Annotated in this window: 21 protein-coding genes and 1 tRNA gene; 17 read left to right on the top strand and 5 right to left on the bottom strand. The window is 64.0% G+C overall.

The window, feature by feature from the left end:
- Positions 1-59 precede the first annotated feature (59 nt).
- From QX108_RS15765 to QX108_RS15705, 13 genes are all read left to right on the top strand, one after another.
- A complete protein-coding gene (locus QX108_RS15765; protein ID WP_315786898.1) occupies positions 60-1,469 on the top strand; it encodes a phage tail sheath C-terminal domain-containing protein in 1,410 nt (469 codons plus the stop codon).
- A gap of 12 nt (positions 1,470-1,481) precedes the next feature.
- Entirely contained in the window at positions 1,482-1,985 is a 504-nt protein-coding gene (locus QX108_RS15760) for a phage major tail tube protein (protein ID WP_315741060.1), read from the top strand.
- 74 nt (positions 1,986-2,059) lie between these two features.
- The gene (locus QX108_RS15755) at positions 2,060-2,347 is read left to right on the top strand and encodes a phage tail assembly protein (RefSeq protein ID WP_315786895.1); all 288 of its coding nucleotides are present in this window, start codon (positions 2,060-2,062) and stop codon (positions 2,345-2,347) included.
- A 20-nt stretch (positions 2,348-2,367) separates the two neighbouring features.
- Positions 2,368-2,505: a hypothetical protein gene (locus QX108_RS15750; RefSeq protein ID WP_315741062.1), complete on the top strand. Its 138-nt coding sequence runs from the start codon at positions 2,368-2,370 to the stop codon at positions 2,503-2,505.
- Entirely contained in the window at positions 2,506-5,103 is a 2,598-nt protein-coding gene (locus QX108_RS15745; RefSeq protein ID WP_315786892.1) for a phage tail tape measure protein, read from the top strand.
- Between the two features lie 2 nt (positions 5,104-5,105).
- Entirely contained in the window at positions 5,106-5,492 is a 387-nt protein-coding gene (locus QX108_RS15740) for a phage tail protein (protein ID WP_315741064.1), read from the top strand.
- Complete coding sequence (locus tag QX108_RS15735; protein ID WP_315741065.1) at positions 5,492-5,701, top strand: tail protein X; 210 nt, start codon at positions 5,492-5,494, stop codon at positions 5,699-5,701. Before QX108_RS15740 ends, QX108_RS15735 begins: the two co-directional genes overlap by 1 nt.
- On the top strand, positions 5,698-6,810 hold the full coding sequence (locus tag QX108_RS15730) for a phage late control D family protein (protein ID WP_315786888.1): 1,113 nt from the start codon (positions 5,698-5,700) through the stop codon (positions 6,808-6,810). The genes QX108_RS15735 and QX108_RS15730 overlap by 4 nt, the downstream gene beginning before the upstream one ends.
- A gap of 68 nt (positions 6,811-6,878) precedes the next feature.
- Positions 6,879-7,793, top strand: coding sequence for an N-acetylmuramoyl-L-alanine amidase (locus QX108_RS15725; protein WP_315786885.1), 915 nt, complete (start codon positions 6,879-6,881; stop codon positions 7,791-7,793).
- Positions 7,783-8,289, top strand: coding sequence for a hypothetical protein (locus tag QX108_RS15720; protein WP_315786882.1), 507 nt, complete (start codon positions 7,783-7,785; stop codon positions 8,287-8,289). The genes QX108_RS15725 and QX108_RS15720 overlap by 11 nt, the downstream gene beginning before the upstream one ends.
- Positions 8,290-8,308: 19 nt before the next feature.
- Positions 8,309-8,491, top strand: a complete 183-nt coding sequence (locus QX108_RS15715) for a hypothetical protein (protein ID WP_315741070.1) — start codon at positions 8,309-8,311, stop codon at positions 8,489-8,491.
- Entirely contained in the window at positions 8,488-8,826 is a 339-nt protein-coding gene (locus QX108_RS15710; protein WP_315786878.1) for a hypothetical protein, read from the top strand. The genes QX108_RS15715 and QX108_RS15710 overlap by 4 nt, the downstream gene beginning before the upstream one ends.
- Entirely contained in the window at positions 8,823-10,118 is a 1,296-nt protein-coding gene (locus QX108_RS15705; RefSeq protein WP_315786875.1) for a hypothetical protein, read from the top strand. The genes QX108_RS15710 and QX108_RS15705 overlap by 4 nt, the downstream gene beginning before the upstream one ends.
- Positions 10,119-10,544: 426 nt before the next feature.
- On the opposite strand, the gene QX108_RS15700 is transcribed toward QX108_RS15705, so the two are convergent.
- Positions 10,545-10,874: a hypothetical protein gene (locus tag QX108_RS15700; protein ID WP_315786872.1), complete on the bottom strand. Its 330-nt coding sequence runs from the start codon at positions 10,872-10,874 to the stop codon at positions 10,545-10,547.
- 538 nt (positions 10,875-11,412) lie between these two features.
- On the opposite strand from QX108_RS15700, the gene QX108_RS15695 reads away from it, so the two are divergent.
- From QX108_RS15695 to QX108_RS15685, 3 genes are all read left to right on the top strand, one after another.
- Entirely contained in the window at positions 11,413-11,634 is a 222-nt protein-coding gene (locus tag QX108_RS15695; RefSeq protein ID WP_409998524.1) for a hypothetical protein, read from the top strand.
- A 109-nt stretch (positions 11,635-11,743) separates the two neighbouring features.
- Complete coding sequence (locus tag QX108_RS15690) at positions 11,744-12,088, top strand: hypothetical protein (protein ID WP_315786866.1); 345 nt, start codon at positions 11,744-11,746, stop codon at positions 12,086-12,088.
- Positions 12,089-12,234: 146 nt separating this feature from the next.
- A complete protein-coding gene (locus tag QX108_RS15685) occupies positions 12,235-12,462 on the top strand; it encodes a hypothetical protein (RefSeq protein ID WP_315786863.1) in 228 nt (75 codons plus the stop codon).
- 395 nt (positions 12,463-12,857) lie between these two features.
- On the opposite strand, the gene QX108_RS15680 is transcribed toward QX108_RS15685, so the two are convergent.
- From QX108_RS15680 to QX108_RS15670, 3 genes are all read right to left on the bottom strand, one after another.
- Positions 12,858-12,932: transfer RNA gene (locus QX108_RS15680), tRNA-Val, on the bottom strand.
- Between the two features lie 239 nt (positions 12,933-13,171).
- A complete protein-coding gene (locus tag QX108_RS15675) occupies positions 13,172-14,452 on the bottom strand; it encodes a hypothetical protein (protein WP_315786860.1) in 1,281 nt (426 codons plus the stop codon).
- A 142-nt stretch (positions 14,453-14,594) separates the two neighbouring features.
- Entirely contained in the window at positions 14,595-15,254 is a 660-nt protein-coding gene (locus tag QX108_RS15670) for a DUF1134 domain-containing protein (protein ID WP_315725032.1), read from the bottom strand.
- A 121-nt stretch (positions 15,255-15,375) separates the two neighbouring features.
- Here QX108_RS15670 and QX108_RS15665 point away from each other — a divergent pair, with 121 nt between their 5' ends.
- Entirely contained in the window at positions 15,376-15,888 is a 513-nt protein-coding gene (locus QX108_RS15665) for a YHS domain-containing (seleno)protein (RefSeq protein ID WP_315725034.1), read from the top strand.
- A gap of 13 nt (positions 15,889-15,901) precedes the next feature.
- On the opposite strand, the gene cysQ is transcribed toward QX108_RS15665, so the two are convergent.
- Entirely contained in the window at positions 15,902-16,738 is an 837-nt protein-coding gene (gene cysQ, locus QX108_RS15660) for a 3'(2'),5'-bisphosphate nucleotidase CysQ (RefSeq protein ID WP_315725036.1), read from the bottom strand.
- Positions 16,739-16,761 lie beyond the last annotated feature (23 nt).

Raw genomic sequence — 16,761 nt, 5'->3', positions numbered from 1 at the left:
AAGCGGGCGCTTCCTACGGTGCTCTCAATCCCAATGCTTCGAGGATTGAGAGCACACATATGTCCCTTACCGACTTTCTGCACGGCGTCGAGACTGTCGTCGTTGACTCCGGCCCCCGGCCGATCCAGACCGTCCGCTCGTCCGTCATCGGATTGATCGGCACCGCCCCCGGAGCGAACGAAGTCGCGTTCCCGCTCGACTTTCCGGTTCTCGTCAATCGTCGGCAGGCCGCTGCGATGATCGGCACGACCGGCACCCTGCCGCAAGCGATCGACGCAATTTACGATCAGGGCGGCGCTCTGATCGTCGTGATCCGCGTTGCGGAGGCGGAGCACGAGAACGAGCAGCTTTCGAAGGTGATCGGCGGCGTGGATGCCGACACTGGCGCATTCACCGGCGTTCACGTCCTGCGCGCTGCGGAGGCCGAGTGTGGCGTTGCGCCGATGATCTTCATCGCGCCGGGCTTCACCCATCAGCGCCCGATCGGCGTGAGCGGTCACACCGTCATGTCCCAGGGCAACGGCTACACCCACGCGGAAGTCGTCTTCACCGGCGGCGGCGTGGGCGCGGTGCTTCCTTCCGCGACCGTGATCCTGACCAACGGCAAGGTGACCGGCCTCGACTTCAAGTCGCTGGGCTATGGCATCGTGTCGCCGATCACCGCGACGATCACCGGCGACGGCACCGGCGCGGCGATCACGATCCAGACCGGCGCTTCGGCGAACCCGGTGGTCGGCGAGCTGAAGCAGCTCGCGGACGGCATGAAGGCGCACATCATCGCAGATGGTCCGGCGACCACTGACTCGGCCGCCTTCGCCTATCGCAACGACCACGGCACCCGTCGCGTGTTCATCGTCGATCCCAAGGTGTCGGGGTGGTCGGTGAAGTCGAACACCTATGCCCTGGAGCCCGCGTCGCCGCGCGTCGCCGGTCTGATCTCTCGCGTGGACAACAACTCGGGCTTTTGGGAGTCGCCGTCAAACAAGGAAGTCTACGGCATCGGCGGCATCTCGCGGCCGATCGACTACGCCTATGGCGACAAGAACAGCCGCGCGAACATCCTCAACGAAAACCAGATCGCGACGTTCATCCGCGACGACGGCTGGTATCTGTGGGGCAACCGTACCTGCTCGGCTGACCTGAAGTTCGCCTTCCTGTCCGTGTCGCGGACGGCCGACATGATCGACATCTCGATCGCGAAGGCTCACCGCTGGGCGGTCGATCGCTCGATCACCAAGAACTATCTCGACGACGTGGTCGCGTCCGTGAAGGCGTACATGCGGCAGTTGAAAACCAAGGGCGCGATCCTTGGCGGCGACTGCTGGGTCGATCCGGAGTTCAACACGGAGGCCGACATCACCGATGGTCATGTCACCTTCTCCTATGACTTCACCCCGCCGTATCCGGCCGAGCGCGTGACCTTCCGGTCGCATCTCGTCTCCGACTACATCCGCAACCTCTTCGCATAACGGGGAAAAGAGATGATCCCGCGCGTACTTCGCAACTTCAACACCTTCGTCAACGGGACCGGCTGGGCCGGTCGCGTTGCCGAAGTCGAGCTGCCCGACTTCCAAGTGAAGACGGAGGAGTATCGCGGGGGCGGCATGGACGCCCCTGTCGAACTCGACATGGGCTTGGAGGTCATGACCGCCAAGTTCACCTTCGGCGAGTACAACACGCAGATTCTCGGGCTGTTCGGCAACATGGACGGCAATGCCGCGCGCGTGCAGCTCCGTGGCGCTCTTCAGCGTGACGGCGAGGCCGCCGTCGCGATGGTGGTCGATCTGCACGGCGGCTTCAAGGGCAACACCCTTGGGAGCTGGAAAGCCGGTGACATGACGCAGAACGAAGCCGAGATGACGCTTCGCTACGTCAAGGTCCAGATCGGCGACACCGTCGCCATTGAGATCGACGTGGACAACATGATCCGCATCGTCAACGGCGTGGATCAACTCGCCTCGATCCGGGCAGCGATGGGCATGTAAGGCGGCGAGACTAGCCCCTCTACGCGCGAGCGCACGGGCTAGTCTCTTCGAACTATCAACGGGAGAATTATGCAGTGAGCGACGAAGAGAAGCAGCCCGATATGCGGGCGGAAGCCTCGATCACTCTCGACTTTCCGATCGAGGTGGACGGCGTGAAGTATGCGAGCCTGACCATGCGTCGGCCGAAGACCAAGGACTCGAAGAAGGCCGCCAAGTTCAAGGGCCACGATGCGGACCGTGGCGTGCTGCTCTTGGCCGATCTGTGCGGCGTCGCGCCGAACGTGATCGACGAACTCGACGAATATGACGCGAAGAAGCTGGGCGATCAGCTCGATGCTTTTCGTGGGGGTCAGTCGAGCTAAGCGATCTCCGCAAGGCGATATTGACGCTTGTTCGGCTGACCAAAGGCGGCGTCACGATCAGCGAGGTCGAAGAGATGTTCCTCGACGACTTCTATGAATGGCTTGAAGCAGCAACTGAGCTTCAAGCCGACATTAACAAGGCGATGAAGGCGAAGTAAATGGCGACCGGCTTCTCGGTATTCGTCAATATCGGTGGCAAGGTCAGTCCGAGCCTCAACGCCGCTGTTAGCGCTGCGAAGGCCCAGATTAACGGCCTGGGTGCTTCGCTCGCTACCATGGGCGCGCGCATGAACGCGCCGTTCTTGGCCGTCAACAAGCACATTGCAGAGACGTCGAAGCTGATGTCCAAGGTCCAGCGGACCGGGCGCAATGCGACCTTTGGCGTCACGGTTCCCGCCGGGCTCTTGGGCGTCGAGGCGATCAAAGCTGCCAACGAGCGCGCAAAGGCGGGTAACACGCTCGAAGCCATTGGCCTCGACGGGATGACGCCCGAGCAGCGCACGAAGGCGCGCAAAGAGATCGTGGCCTACGCCGACGCCATTGCCGCGAAGTACGGCGACGCGACCGAGATCATGAAAACCTTCAACGAGCTTCTGAAGGCGGGCTTCAGCGTTGATGCCGCCAAAGGTGCGATCGAGACCGTCTTGCAGGGCGCGACCACGGCCGAAGACATGAGCGGCGCGGAGCTGGGTGGCTACGTCACGAAGCTCGCCACGCAATACAAGCTCGGAATGAAGTCCACGGAGGACGCGGCGGCGAGCACACAGCGCATCGTGGACAACTTGGTGTATGGCGCGCTGAAGACCAGCGCGAGCACGAAGGACATGGCGCAGTCGTTCCGGTACGTCGGCGCTGCCGCCGCAGCGGCTGGCAACTCGGTCGAGCAGACCAACGCCATGATCATCGCCATGGCAAAGGCTGGCATCCTCAACTCGGAATCGGGCGTCGCGCTGCGCTCGGCTTACGTCCGCATGGTCAAGCCCACCAAAGCCGGGCGCGCCACGATGGCGAAGCTCGGGCTTCAATATTCGGACTACGTGAATCAGGGCAACCGCACCGGCGCGAATGTGAGCGCCGGTCTGGCGGCGTCGGGCTATGACATCGACCCCAAGGTACTCGACAAGGTGCTCAACGCGAACAAGGGCTCGCCCGAGAAGCAGCGCAAGGCGATCTATGGTGCCGTCGTTGCGAAGCTCGGCACCAAGAGCGCGCAGGACATGAGCGCGATCATGGAGGCGGTGGATGACACGTTCACCACGGCAGGGTCCGAAATCGATCTTCTGAAGCTTGCAAAGGATCTGAAATCGAAGGGGGCGACCCAAGGCGATCTCGCCAACATCTTCGAAGGCCGCCAGTCGGTCCGTATGTTGGCGCTGCTATCGCAGAACCTTGACGAAATCCTCAAGGACATTTCAGACAACGTCAAAGGCTACTCCGCGAAGACGTGGGGGGTTCGCTACCAGGGTCTGGAGAAGTCGATCCTTGAACTCGACGCTGCCTACAAGGGGCTTCGGAACACGCTAACCGATTTGGTCATGCCGGACATCCTCAACGGCATGAAGTGGCTCGAAAACCTGATGAAGGGCATGGCCGCGTCATCCCCCGGCCTGCTCAAGACGGGCCTGTATCTCTCCGCTGCGGCTGCCGCCGCCGGACCGCTGCTCTATGTCCTGGGTGCAGTTGGCCGCGTGGCCCTGTTCGCAATGCGCGGCCTGAGTGCAACCATGATGCTGGCCCTTGCGTCCTCGCGCATGTTGGTGGGTGCTATCGCTTTGCTCTCGGGCGGCCTTGTTCGCGGCGGTGCCATCATGCTCGCGTTCGCGGCCCGCACTCGCGTCGCCCTTGCCGCGATGTCGATGTTGCGTTGGTCAACGATCGCGCTTGCCGGGCTGTCCGTCGCGGGCGGCGGCCTGATGGCCCTGGGCAAGGCGATCTTGATGTTTCCCGTCACGGCGCTCCGCGCGATCGGTCTTGCCATGTGGGGCCTGGTTGCCAATCCGGTCGGCCTGATCATCACCGCTTTGGTGGCGGCCCTGACCGCGCTCGGGGTGTGGGTCTACAACAATTGGGATGGCCTCAAATCGTTCTTTGCGGGCTTCGGTGAGGGCTTCATGAAGGGCCTGGGTCCGGCTGGGGAGGGCGTCAAGAAGCTCGCTGACGGCCTCGGCAGCGTCGTGGATTGGTTCGGGAAGCTGCTTGGTCCCATCGACGAGAGCGGGGCGAAGTGGCGGACCTGGGGCGAGACGGTCGGGGGCGTGGCGGCCGAAGGTGTCAAGAAGGTGATCTCGGCCATCGAGACGCTGGTCGGCTGGATCGGAACGGCGATCGACAAGATGTCGGCCCTCGGCGGGGCCATCAAGAACATCTTCAATAGCGGGCCGAGCACGAAGTCTTGGCTCAACTCTGGCAATCCGGCGAACCCTGTTGCTGGCGCTCGCGCCCTGGGCGGCCCGGTCAGTTACGGCAAGCCGTATCTTGTCGGCGAACGTGGCCCCGAGCTGTTCGTGCCCGGCGCGAGCGGCCGGATCGAGACGAACGCAACGCTGCGCCGCCTCAACGCGAGCGGCGCGGCTGCGGTTGCCGCGTCGTCTTCAGCGGCGGGTGCGGGCGGAATGGTCTCCCGGTCCCAGCGCGCGGAGGTCAACATCACCGTCAAGGGAGGCGATCCGGCTGAAGTCCGCCGGGCCGCTGAAGAAGCCGTCTATGCCGCCTTCGCCCGGCTTGAGTCCGAGCAACGCGGCCTCTTGAGTGATTGATCATGCAAAGTTCGGTGATGCTCGCGCTTGGCGCGTTTCGCTTCTCGGTCTCAACCGCCGCCTATCAGAAGTTCGAGCGGTCCTCTGAGTGGCGGTGGCCTGCCACGGATCGCATTGGCATGGCCCCGGCCAAGCAATACGTCGGACCCGGCGAGGACACGATCACGGTCGATGGCGTGATCTTCCCGCACTATCGCGGAGGTCTGCGGCAGATGGACATGATGCGCGCGCAAGCCGGTCTCGGGCAGCCGCTCCCGCTGATCACCGGCTTTGGCCGCTATCTCGGCTTCTACTGCATCGAGAAGGTCAAGGAGAGCATGGAGACCTTCATGTCGGACGGCGCGCCGCGCAAGATCGAGTTCACCGTCGAGCTGGGGGCCTACGCCTGATGGCCGAGACGTACACCACGATCGAAGGCGACACGGTTGACATGATCGCCTGGAGCCGGTTCGGCGTCACGCACGGCGCGACCGAAGCGATCCTTCGCGCCAACCAGGGCCTTGCCGCAGCGGGGACGCGGCTGCCCCAGGGCCTCACAATCGTCATCCCGGCCTACGCCCCGAAGAAGGTCTCGGCAGCCGCGAGGATTTGGTCGTGACGCCTGCTGCACGCGTCGTCCTCGACGGCAGGGACATTACGGCCAACCTAATTCCGGCCCCCTTCGGAATGCCGCTGCTCGGTGGCGGTGTGGGCATTCCTGGCGGTCTCATCCCAGCAATCGGCAACGGCGGCGGCCCGCTGCTCTCCCTCACGATTCAGGACAACGAGGGCAAGAAGTCCGATTCGTGCGAGCTGGAGCTTGACAACCGCGAGTATATTCCATCGCCGGGCAAAGGCTCGAAGCTGCAAGTATGGCTCGGCTTCGTCGAGAGCGGCATCAACTTCATGGGCTCGTATCAGATCGACTCGTGGACGAAGAAGGGGCGGCCGAAGATCATGACCGTTTCGGCCAAGGCCGCCGGTCTGACCACGGAGATCAAGGCTCCGAAGTCGCGCTCCTATCACGAGAAGAGCATCGAAGAGATCGTGCAGTACATCGCCGGGCGCAACGGCCTGCGTGCGATCGTGGCCGGCGAGCTGGGCAGCATCAAACCAGGCCATCTTGACCAGTCCAACGAGTCCGATCTCAACTTCCTCACACGCCTCGCGGGCCGCGTCGGCGGGAACTTCAAGCTGGCGAACGACACGGTCATCTTCAACAAGGCAGGCTCCGGGCAACTTCCGAGCGGCGGCGCGGCCCCGACCTTCATGCTGACCGAGACCGGGCAAACGGATTGGGACTGCACGGGCTCAACGCGCGGCGATTACGAGTCGGTCGAGGCGGCGTGGCACAACATCAAGAAGGGCGAGCGTGAGTGGGTCAAAGCGAGCGGGGCAGGCGGCGGGAGTGGCGGCCGCAACGGGCCGAAGCATCGCGTGCGCAAGCTCTTCAAGACCAAGGAAGAAGCGGAAGCCCAGGCGAAGGCGACGAAGGGCGCTCTCGCTCGCGGCGAGAAGGTCTTCGCGGCCAGCTTCCCCGGCCGGACCGAGATGTTCGCCGGTGCTGGCCTCACGGCGGTCGGCTTCGATCCTGACTGCGACGGCAGCTACACCATCAAGTCCGTCACGCACTCGCTGAATAGCTCGGGCCTAAAGACGCGCATCTCATGCGAGACGGCTGGCGACGGCGAAGGCAACACATGGGGAGGCGGCGGGGGCGGGGAGTAAGGCTACCCAAACGGTCCCGCCAACTACGCGGCGAATAGCCATGATGCTCACAACAACTGGAGAGCATCATGTCGATCAGTATCAAGAAGGGGCTCGGCTATCGTGACGGGGTTCCGTTCCCGTTCGTGAAAAGCCCGAACCACGGCGGCGCGCTGAAGCCGCGTTTCATTGTGATCCATGACACGGCATCCGGTCTCAAAGACGACGGCGACATTTCGTGGCTGACCAACCCGGCGGCCAAGGTCTCGGCGCATGTCGTCGTGAGCCGCGAGGGCAAGATCACCCAGCTCGTCCCGTTCAACGTCGTCGCGTGGCACGCCGGTCAGTCCCAATGGAAGGGGCTGAAGTTCATGAACAGCTACGCGATCGGGATCGAGATCGACAACCCTGGCAAGCTTCAGAAGGTGTCGGACGGCGTCTACAAGAACGACATCTGCACAATCGACACCAACAAGAATCCGTCACTGAAGGTCGAGTACGCGAAGACGGCGGCTCACGGTGCGGGCTATTGGCTGCACTACAGCCCAGAGCAGATCGCGGCCGTCACCGATCTGTGCTTCGCGCTCGCGCAAGAGTTCAAGATCGAGGACATCATCACGCATTGGATGATCTCACCCGGCCGGAAGATCGATACCAATCCGCTGTACCCTCTCGATCAGTTGCGGGCGTCTGCGCTGCCCTACAAGCCGGTCGGCCTCATGGAGACGCCGGAGGGCGGCGAGCGGCAGGACAGCGACGAGTCCGGTGAGGAGCACGTCCACCTCGAACCGCAGTGCGACGTACACGACGAGAGCGCGACCAAGCCCGGCAAGCTGAAGGCGTTCATCAAGAGCAAGCTCACGGCGGGAACCGGCCTGTTCACCGGCCTCTCGCTGTCGTCCTTTACGGGCCTGCTCACCGACTGGAAGGTGATCGTGGCGCTGGGGGGCGTGATCATCGTTGGCCTGGGCGTGTGGTTCTGGATCGACCGCGATGATGGCTAAGCTCGCTCAGTCGATGGCTGACAAGCTCGGCTTCGGCGATCTGCTGTGGCAGATCGCAACGTCGGATGCCGTTCTGTTGCTGTTCGCCGGGCTCATCGTGATCGCCATGCTGGTCGGTCACTTCCCGGTGCTCTCAAAGCTGTCGGCCCTGCAACAGTACGTCATCCCGGCGAAGCTCGCCGTGTATACCTTCGTCTTCCTGTTCGCGTTCCTTCTCGGCTTTCGGACCGCCGACGATCGGGCAGAGGCGAAGGCGCTGCGGGCCGATGTCGCAAGGAAAGATGAGGTGATCGCCGCGAAGGACTTCGATCTGCGTCTCGCGATCGAAGCCGCCGAAGTGGCGCAGAAGCAGCGTGATGAAGCGGCGCTCCGCGCCAAGGAAGCTCAGGACGAAATCGATGACTATTCCCAACGCCTCAAGGCGCGCCCTAACGCTTCTTGCGTGCTCACTCCTAGCGACTTCCCTGGCAGCTTGCCAGACGACGGCAAGCGTTAGGCCCTCTCCAAGCTTCACCATGCCGCACGAGTCGACGCTCGTGCTCGACGAAGTGCCCGCTCCAAAGATCAAGCCCGGCGACGACGCTCGCGTGGCGTGGCGCCTGGAGCGGGCCGCCAGGATCGAGGCCAATCATCGGCTTCGTGTCTCCCGCTCAAACGTGCGCGACGTGCGCCTCAAAGCATCGGCCATAGCCAAATGATCACGATCCCTGAATGGCTCATTGGCATTCTTGGCACCGGCTTCGGAGCGGTCGTCGCGCTTCTGATCCGCAACGCGGTGTCGCACGCAAAGAACGAGGCGTCGGCGAAGGCGGGGCAGGCCATTGCCAATGAGGCGAAGGCGGCAGCCGCTGAAGCACAGCGGCTTGCCGCCGCGACCGAGCGCGACCTTGCGCAGTTCCGCGAGAAGGTCGCGCAGGAATACGCAACTGTCCAACTGATCGATCGGATCGAAGAGCGGCTGGTCGGCGCGCTGGATCGCATCGGCGCTCGCTTCGATCAGTTTCTGTTGACGCAAACCGGGAAGACTAAGTGATTACCGACAAGAATAAGAAGGCCGCGATTGAGACTTGCCTGCGTGAAGGCTTCGAGCCGTGGCGCTCGAAGGTGCGCGGCAAGGGCTCTGCGGTGCTCGAAGCGGGGCGTCGGTTGAAGCTCAACCGCAATGCGCTCACCGATTGGGTTCGTGCTCAGTCCGCTCTCGCCGAAAGCGGCGAGAAGAACTTCCTGCCGAACTGGAGCCTTTACGTGGCCCCGGCCAACGACAACACGCCGCCGACACGGCGCGAGGTGCACGATAGCTCCTATTGGCGGACGCGCTACAACGCGGCCGAGAAGGAATTGGCGCACATTGAGAAGCTGCTCGAAGAGGTGGGCGGCATCAGGCAGCTCCGCGCCCTACCGCCGGAATGGCTCTTGAAGGCGAGCGCGGCGAAGCGCGCCCGCTCCGTGATGTCTATGCTCTTCACCGATCTGCACATGGGCGAGGTGGTCGATTCCGACGAAATCCTCGGGCTCAACGCCTTCAACCCGGCCATCGCCGAGCGTCGCGCGAAGCGCTTCTTTCAGGCGGCATGCGAGATAGGGCCGCGCTGGGCGTCGGACACCAAGCTCGAAGGGCTGCTCCTCAACCTGGGCGGCGATCTGGTCTCGGGCGACATTCACGAAGAGCTGCGGATCACGAATGCGCTGACCTCGCACGAGCAGGTTCGCATGGTGGTGAAGATCATTGTCGCGGGCATCAAGCTTCTGCTCAAGGTGTACCGGCGCATCCATGTGACCTCGGTGCCCGGCAACCACGCGCGCACCACCTTTAAGCCGACCGCGAAGCTGTATTCGAAGCTGAGCTATGACACGCTCATTGCTCAGATGGTGGCAGACGCCTTTGCGGGCGACGCCCGCGTTACTTTCCAGATCACGGTGGCTCCCGACGCGGTCATCCCTGTGCTGGGCTACACGGTCTTCCTAACTCACGGTGACAAGATGGGGACCGGGGGCGGGCAGGGTTTCGCCGGGCCGATGCTTCCCATCGTGCGCGGTACGAAGAAGGTCGAGGCGCAGCAGGCGCGCGCCGGGCGGCGGCCGGATATCATTATGCACGGGCACTATCACCACTCAGGCAACCCCGGCAACGTGTTCGCCAACGGGGCCTTCCCCGGTTACAGCGAATACGGCAACGGCCTGCGCGCTGCGCTCGAACCGCCGCAGCAGTGGCTCTTCTTGATTCACGAGACTTGGGGTGTGCGCGAGCGGTGCGAGATCAAGCTCGAAACACCCGCCGCATTCCCGCGCGTCGCCAGCGCAATGCCAAAGGAGATGGCAGCATGATCATCGAGCGGTACGTCCATCATGGGCAGGTTGTCTATGTGCGGTCCGATTTAAAGGGACGGCACAGGGAGCATTGTCTTTGCTTCACATGCAATAAGTTCAAGCCGGGTCGTGAGGGGCACTGCCCGATCGCGAAGCGGATCTATGACACATGCGTCGAGCACGGCGTTGTGTCGCCCGTATATGAGTGCCCGGACTATGGAGCACTCCACTGATGGCTTTTGACATTCTCAGCCTTCTGAGGAGCTACGCTATGGCCGGTGTCGTTTGCGTCTTGGCGCTGATTGGCGCGCTAGTGATCGCGAACAACACCGGCCTGCTCAGGGCGTTTGTGGACCGCCTGCTATGAGCAACGCGGAGCTGATCGTCTATGCGATGATTGCCACGGCTGCGCTTATCGCCTGGGCTGCGTTCGAGCGCACATAGTTAGTCCGTTGTAACCTGCGTCTTGCTCACCCAAACGCAATTGACCTTGCCTTTCGGGCGGACGCAGGCAAGCCCGGTTGCTGAGACATCCTCGACAAAGACCTCGGTGCCTTTGTCGATGAGCGAGCAGCCCTTCGATACTGCGTAGAGGAGTGCCCGCCTCGGGTCGTCCTGGCCCAAGCTCAGGTATTTCCAAACGATGTCGGTGGTCGGGCAGGCGAGGGCATCGACTTCCTTGACGTGCCCGGCGTGCCCGATCTCGGTCGCGGCGTTTGCGGCTGCGATCCCGGCGGCTAGGACGACGACACTAAGGGTTACTCGAATGGGCATGTAAGAAAGCTCCTTGAGGCTACGGTAATCACAGTGCCGATGGGGGCACGCAACCGAAACTGCCTTGGAGCACAAGAGGGAAGATGTAAATACCGCTGGCCTGTCCACGCCTAGCCTTCGGTCTCCGGGAACCCATGCTGTCAACAGGCGCCAAGCAAAGCGCATTGGCCATCAAACATAGTGCAGCAGCGTTTTCGGAGACCGGCCCGGTTAACGAAGAAGCGGCAAACCCCGCTGGACTCTTTGTTCTGTTTTTGTTCTACTGTCTCCCACTTCCTTCGAACTGGGGTGAGACGATGCCGGACCTCGGCCAAATTCGCTTGGAGATCGAGCGTGCGCGCAAGAACGTGGCTAGGCTGCGCCGAGACCTCCTAGCGCTTCAGAAGGCCGGAAGGCCAACAGCCGTTACAGAAGCTGATCTTCAACGCCTGCTCGATCGCGTGGACTTGCTTTGCGAGCAGCGCGACAGGCTAAAGGCTCTCCAACCTCGACCATCTGCCAGCAAAGTTCTGGGAGGTCGTTCGTGGTAAACTCTACGATCCCGTATTATTCTGACTTCGAGAACAAAAACGTCCCGGCGTTCCTGAAGGCTCTTGCAGAGGCTCGTCGTCTGGCGACGCTTGAAGGCTGGTGCTACCAACACGTTCAGGCGATCATCGTCTCAATCGACCAGTACGCAGAAGCTGCAACTGGAAATCGCGACTTCTTCTTGAATAGGCCACATAGCATCGGTGGAGGGCGCTCGGGTGACGTTCCGTGAGGTCGCCTTACGAGCGGCGCTTCGAGCGCGACGCTTTGGTGGCTGCGGCCTTCCTCGCCGCCTGGGGCCTTTGGCGCTTTGGTGCCTGGCTGTTCGGCTGATCGGCAGGGTGAAGGTGCTCGCGCATCTCTATGAACATCGCCTCGACATCGTGAAGGCGCAGCTTGCCGCTCCAGTGATTCCGCAAGGCGTGCATCTGCAAGACGGCGATTTGCCCACGCTTCGCCGGATCGGCCTCAGCGAAATAGGCTCTCATGGCCTCGACGAAGGCTCGGGCAACGGCCGGGGGAAGCTCGATCAACGATCCCACCCATCGCGCTTGGCCTTCACGCGGAAGTCGTCGGGCATCTCGGGCACTGCGTCTTCATCGACGTTGTTGCACAGAGGGCAGGGGTCTCCCGCCGCCCCGCAATGGCAAGCTCTATTGGTGCTTCCCCAGGGCCGTTCGGGGTGAGCCTCGCAGACCCATCGAGCACCATAGCAACGCAAACAAACCTTCATGCCCGACACGATTCCGGTCTTGACAGCGGACGGGCATGTCCGCATATTGCGGACATGGCTGAGCGGATAATCCCCGGCCGATTGAGAGGGCAACCCCGAATGACCGAGACTATCACCATGGATCAGCAAGAGCAGATCGCCCGCATTGAACGCGCTCAGGAAGAGACCCGCAAGTTCGCGGCCGAGCAGCACAAGCTTTCCGCCGAGACCCGAAAGATTACTCGCGACACCAACCTCGCGCCCTGGCAGCTCGTCTTGTCGGCGATGACCGCCGGTGCCGCTCTCTTCGGTGCTGGCGCGGCTTTCACGAAACTGATGGGGCCATGAACGGAGCACGCCTATCCGAGTGTCTGGCCTCGCTGCGATGGACGCAGCGGGGCCTTGCCGCCATTCTGGAATGCGACGATCGGCTTGTGCGGCGGTGGGCGTCCGATCAAGCCGACATCCCAGCGAGCGTCGCGGCGTGGCTTGAGACCTTGGCTCAGGCGCATGATGCGCTCCCGCCCCCGGTCGGATGGAAGAAGAGAGTGAAGGCAGATGCTGGCCCCGCTTAGCGGGGCTTTTTTGTTAGTTTCGCACCGTGAACAGCGACGGAACGACGTGCACGGCTCATGCACGGATATGCACGGATGTTCTTACTTTGATCTACCCTCAGAGACACAAAAACGCTTTCTGGCATCCCAGACTTGTGCGAAATTCTTTAGATATGTCCGAGACTTAAATGGTGGGCGCACAAGGGATCGAACCTTGGACCTCTCCCGTGTGAAGGGAACGCTCTCCCGCTGAGCTATGCGCCCGGATCCTGGTGGCTGCCGGCCGAGAGGCCGTGAAGGCAGCTGCCGAAGCAGTCCGTCGGAGCCCGCGATTTACGAAGCGCGGGCGGGGGGTGTCAAGGATTTGCGGCGCGGTTAGTGCGGAAAACTGCGCGGCAGTGACCGCGCCGTTCCCGATTGGACCAAAATCAGCCGTTCGGCGCCCCTTCCTGGAGGCCCGAAGGAGGGCTCCAAGGAGCAGGCAGGGCGCGAGGCCGGCCGTCTCAAGCCCCGATCTGCCGCGCCCGCGACGCATGCGACTGCAGGGCGCGGATGCGGTCGGCCAGGGTGCCGCCCTGGGGCGCGCCGCCGGCAGCCGCCGGGGCGGCGGGAGCGCCATTGGCATTCGCCGGCTTGGCGGCGGGCTCGGCGGCCAGCATGGCCTCGATGGTCGAGTTCGGGCCCTCGATCTGCATCGCGAGCTTGGCAACCTCGGCGGCGATGTCGTTGATGCGCTCGCGCAGCAGCGCGTTCTCCATGCGCTCCTGGGCCCAGGTGCTCTCGGCCTGCTGCTGGATCGCGTTCATCTCGCGCTGCAGCTTGGTGCGCTCGTCGCGGGCGGCCTGCAGCTGCTCTTCGAGCGCGGCCTTTTCCGACTTCAGTCGGTCGAAGGCGGCGGACTTGCCGCTGCCCATGCCAGCGAGCTCCTCGCGCAGCTCCTTGAGGGCGCGGTCGGCAGCCGCATTGGCCTCGCGCAGCTGGTTGTTCTCGAAGTCGCGCTCAGCGAGCAGCTTGCCCTGGGTCGACAGCCGGCCTTCGAGATCGGCCACGCGAGAGGCCAGCATCTCGGCTTCCTTGACCTGGACGATCAGCTGGCGGTCGAGCTCGGTCACGCGCTGGCTGAGATTTTCGACCCGGGCGCGGGCGTCGTTGAGCGCCTTGGTCGCGGTGTCGGATTCGTCGCGCTCCAGCGCCAGGCGGGCCTGGGTCGCGGAGAATTCCTTCTCGGCGTCGGAGACGCGGCTGCGCAGCTCCTCGACCTGGGTCTTCACCGTGACGAGTTCGACCTGGCGGCTGTCGGCGAGGAGGGATTTATCGTTGAGCTCGGCGGTGAGGCGGACCAGCTCGGCCTGCTTCTCCTTCAACGCCTGCTCGGCGGCGCGCAGCGCCTCGGTCTTGGCGGCGAACTCTTCTTCCGTCGCGCGCAGCTGGTCCTTCAGCGCCTTCTCGCGCGCTTCCAGCGCGAAGATCGCGGCGTTCTTCTCGCCGAGCTCGATCTTCATGCGGTTGATGGCGTCGGTCTTCTTGCCGAGATCGGCGAGCTGGCCGGTGGCCTTGTTCTTCAGCGCGTCGACGCTCATCTCCAGCCGCCGCGCCGACATCGCGAACTCGGCGCGCAGCTGGTCCTTGTCGGCCTGGATCTCGGCCATCGACAGCGGCGTGGCCGCCTCGAGCCGGCGTGTCGTCAGCCGCACCGCACGATTGTGCACCAGCGGCACGATCATGAGGGCACAGAGCATGGCGATCAGAAAACCGATCGCAAAATACATGATCGGCTCGACCATGACGCACAACTCCCGGTCCGGAATGATTAACGGAATGACAATGCACGGCGGGCTGATTCAACGCCAGCCCAATGCCGTGTTAACCTTGATCCGTCACGGGAGAGCGTGTCTCAACGGTACCAGTTAGCGGTCTCAGCCCGTATCAGAACGGGTTCCAGGTCGCGCTCGGGGTGAACTTGAGATAGCCGACATTGGCGCCGAGCCGCAGGCCGATGCCGGAGCGGATCGGCACCAGCACGATGTTGTTGGCGGTCAGCGCGGTCATGCCGAAGCCGCCGACGATGTAGGCCGAGCCGTCGATGCCGACGAAGCGCTGATAGATCGCGCTGGTGGCCGGCAGATTATAGACCAGCGTCATGGTGCGGGCGCCGTCGCCGCCCCAGTCGAAGCCGAGCGAAGGGCCCTGCCAGTAGACGCGGAGATCGCCGGCGTTCTTGGTGTAGAGCGTGCCCTCGCCGTAACGCAGCCCGGCGACGAACGCGCCGGCGCCTTCCTCGCCGAGGATGTAGCCGTTCGGCAGGCCCCATTGGCTGACCGCGCGCTCGATCACCGAGGCGAGCCCGCGCGAGACGTTGCCGAAGAAGCGGTGGCCGGCATTGACCAGCTCATCCGGGTTGAAGCTGTCCGGAGCCGGGGCCCGCTGCGGCGGCGGCGCGGGCTGCTGATAGGGCGGCGCCCCTTGATAGGGCGGCGCCGCCTGGGGAGGCGGCGCAGGCGGGGGCGCCTGCTGCGCGGCGACCGACGCGGTCAGGGCCAGCACGGCCGCAAGCGTCGTGGCGGCGAGGCGGATTGCGAAACTCATCGGTGGAAATCCCCTGCTATCGGCAGCCCGACCCGCGCCTTTAACCAGACGCCAACCACATCCGGCGATGGTCGGACGAGGGGCGATAGCCCCTGCGACTCCCATGTTATCGGCACCAACTATGACCGCACAACGGCAACAACGGAACTGGAGCTGGTCAAAGCCGCTGTTTTGCCGCGTAATTGCCGCCATCGCGCTCGCCGCGCTGCTGATGCCGCCGGTCGCCTTGCGCGCCGCCACCACCCAGCGAATCATTTCCGACCGCTTCAGCGGGCTCGCGATCGACGGTTTTGATCCCGTGTCGTACTTCGTCGACGGCAAGGCGCTGCTGGGCCTTCCCGATTACGAGGCGTCGCAGGGCGGGGTGGTCTGGCGGTTCCGCAACGAGGGCAATCGCGCCTCCTTCCTGGCTCATCCGGAGGTCTATGGTCCCCAATTCGGCGGCTATGACCCGACCGACGTCGCGCGCGGCGTCACCGTGGCCGGCAACCCGCGATTCTTTGCCGTGGTCGAGGACCGGCTGTTCCTGTTCAACCGGGAGGACAGCCGGGATGCCTTCAAGGCGGATCCGGCCCGTTACCTGGCGAAGGCCGAGGCCCGCTGGCCGGCGCTGCAGGAAGATCTGCCGCAATGAGACCCGGCCGGTCTCACACCGGTCTCACGGCCGCAGGGTCGCCCCAGGCGATGAAGGACGGCACGATGAAGCTGTCGCCGCGCTCGCCGTAGCGCAGCGGCACGCCGGCCTCGCTGGTCACCGTTCCGCCGGCGGCGACCACCACGGCGTGGCCCGCCGCCACGTCCCATTCGGAGGTCGGGCCGAGCCGCGGATAGATGTCGGCGAGGCCCTCGGCCAGGCGGCCGAACTTCACCGCCGAGCCGAGCGCCAGCCGCTCCGCGCCAGGCCGCGACGAAATGAAGGCCTCGCTGCGGGCATCGCCATGCGACCGGCTGACGGCGGCGACCCATGGCGCGCCCGGCTCCGGCATCGGGCGGGTGTGGATCGGCACTGCCTCGCTCAAGCCGGCCTCCGTGAACGACAGCCGCTCGGCGCCGCGGCCGACCAGGCCGCGCCAGATCAGGCCGATCGCGGGCGCGCAGACGATGCCGAGCAGGGGGCTCGCGTCGCTGACCAGCGCCAGGTTGACGGTAAACTCGCCGCGGCCGGCGACGAACTCCTTGGTGCCGTCGAGCGGATCGATCAGGAAGAAGCTGCCCTTGAACGGCGCGGAGCAGGACGCGACCCGCTCCTCGGACAGCGCCGGGATGTCCGGCGCCAGCCGCGCCAGCCCCTCGGCAATGACGCGGTCGGCGGCAAGATCCGCCTCGGTGACCGGCGAGCCGTCGGATTTGTCCGAGACGGCCATCGCGCGGCGGTTCACCGCCAGGATCGCGTGCGCGGCCTCGACGACGAGCTCGGTCAAGGGCGTCATCAGCGTTGCGGCCGCCTCGGCACCGATGGTTCCTGCAATCGGCCCGCTCGTCATCGCGAGGGGCTCCCGTCGACCAT

The organism is Bradyrhizobium sp. SZCCHNR1002 (genome assembly GCF_032381435.1).
GTDB classification, from domain to species: domain Bacteria; phylum Pseudomonadota; class Alphaproteobacteria; order Rhizobiales; family Xanthobacteraceae; genus Bradyrhizobium; species Bradyrhizobium aeschynomenes.
Note: the sequence above shows the minus strand (reverse complement) of the source record. Positions and strands in the feature narration are given on the sequence as shown.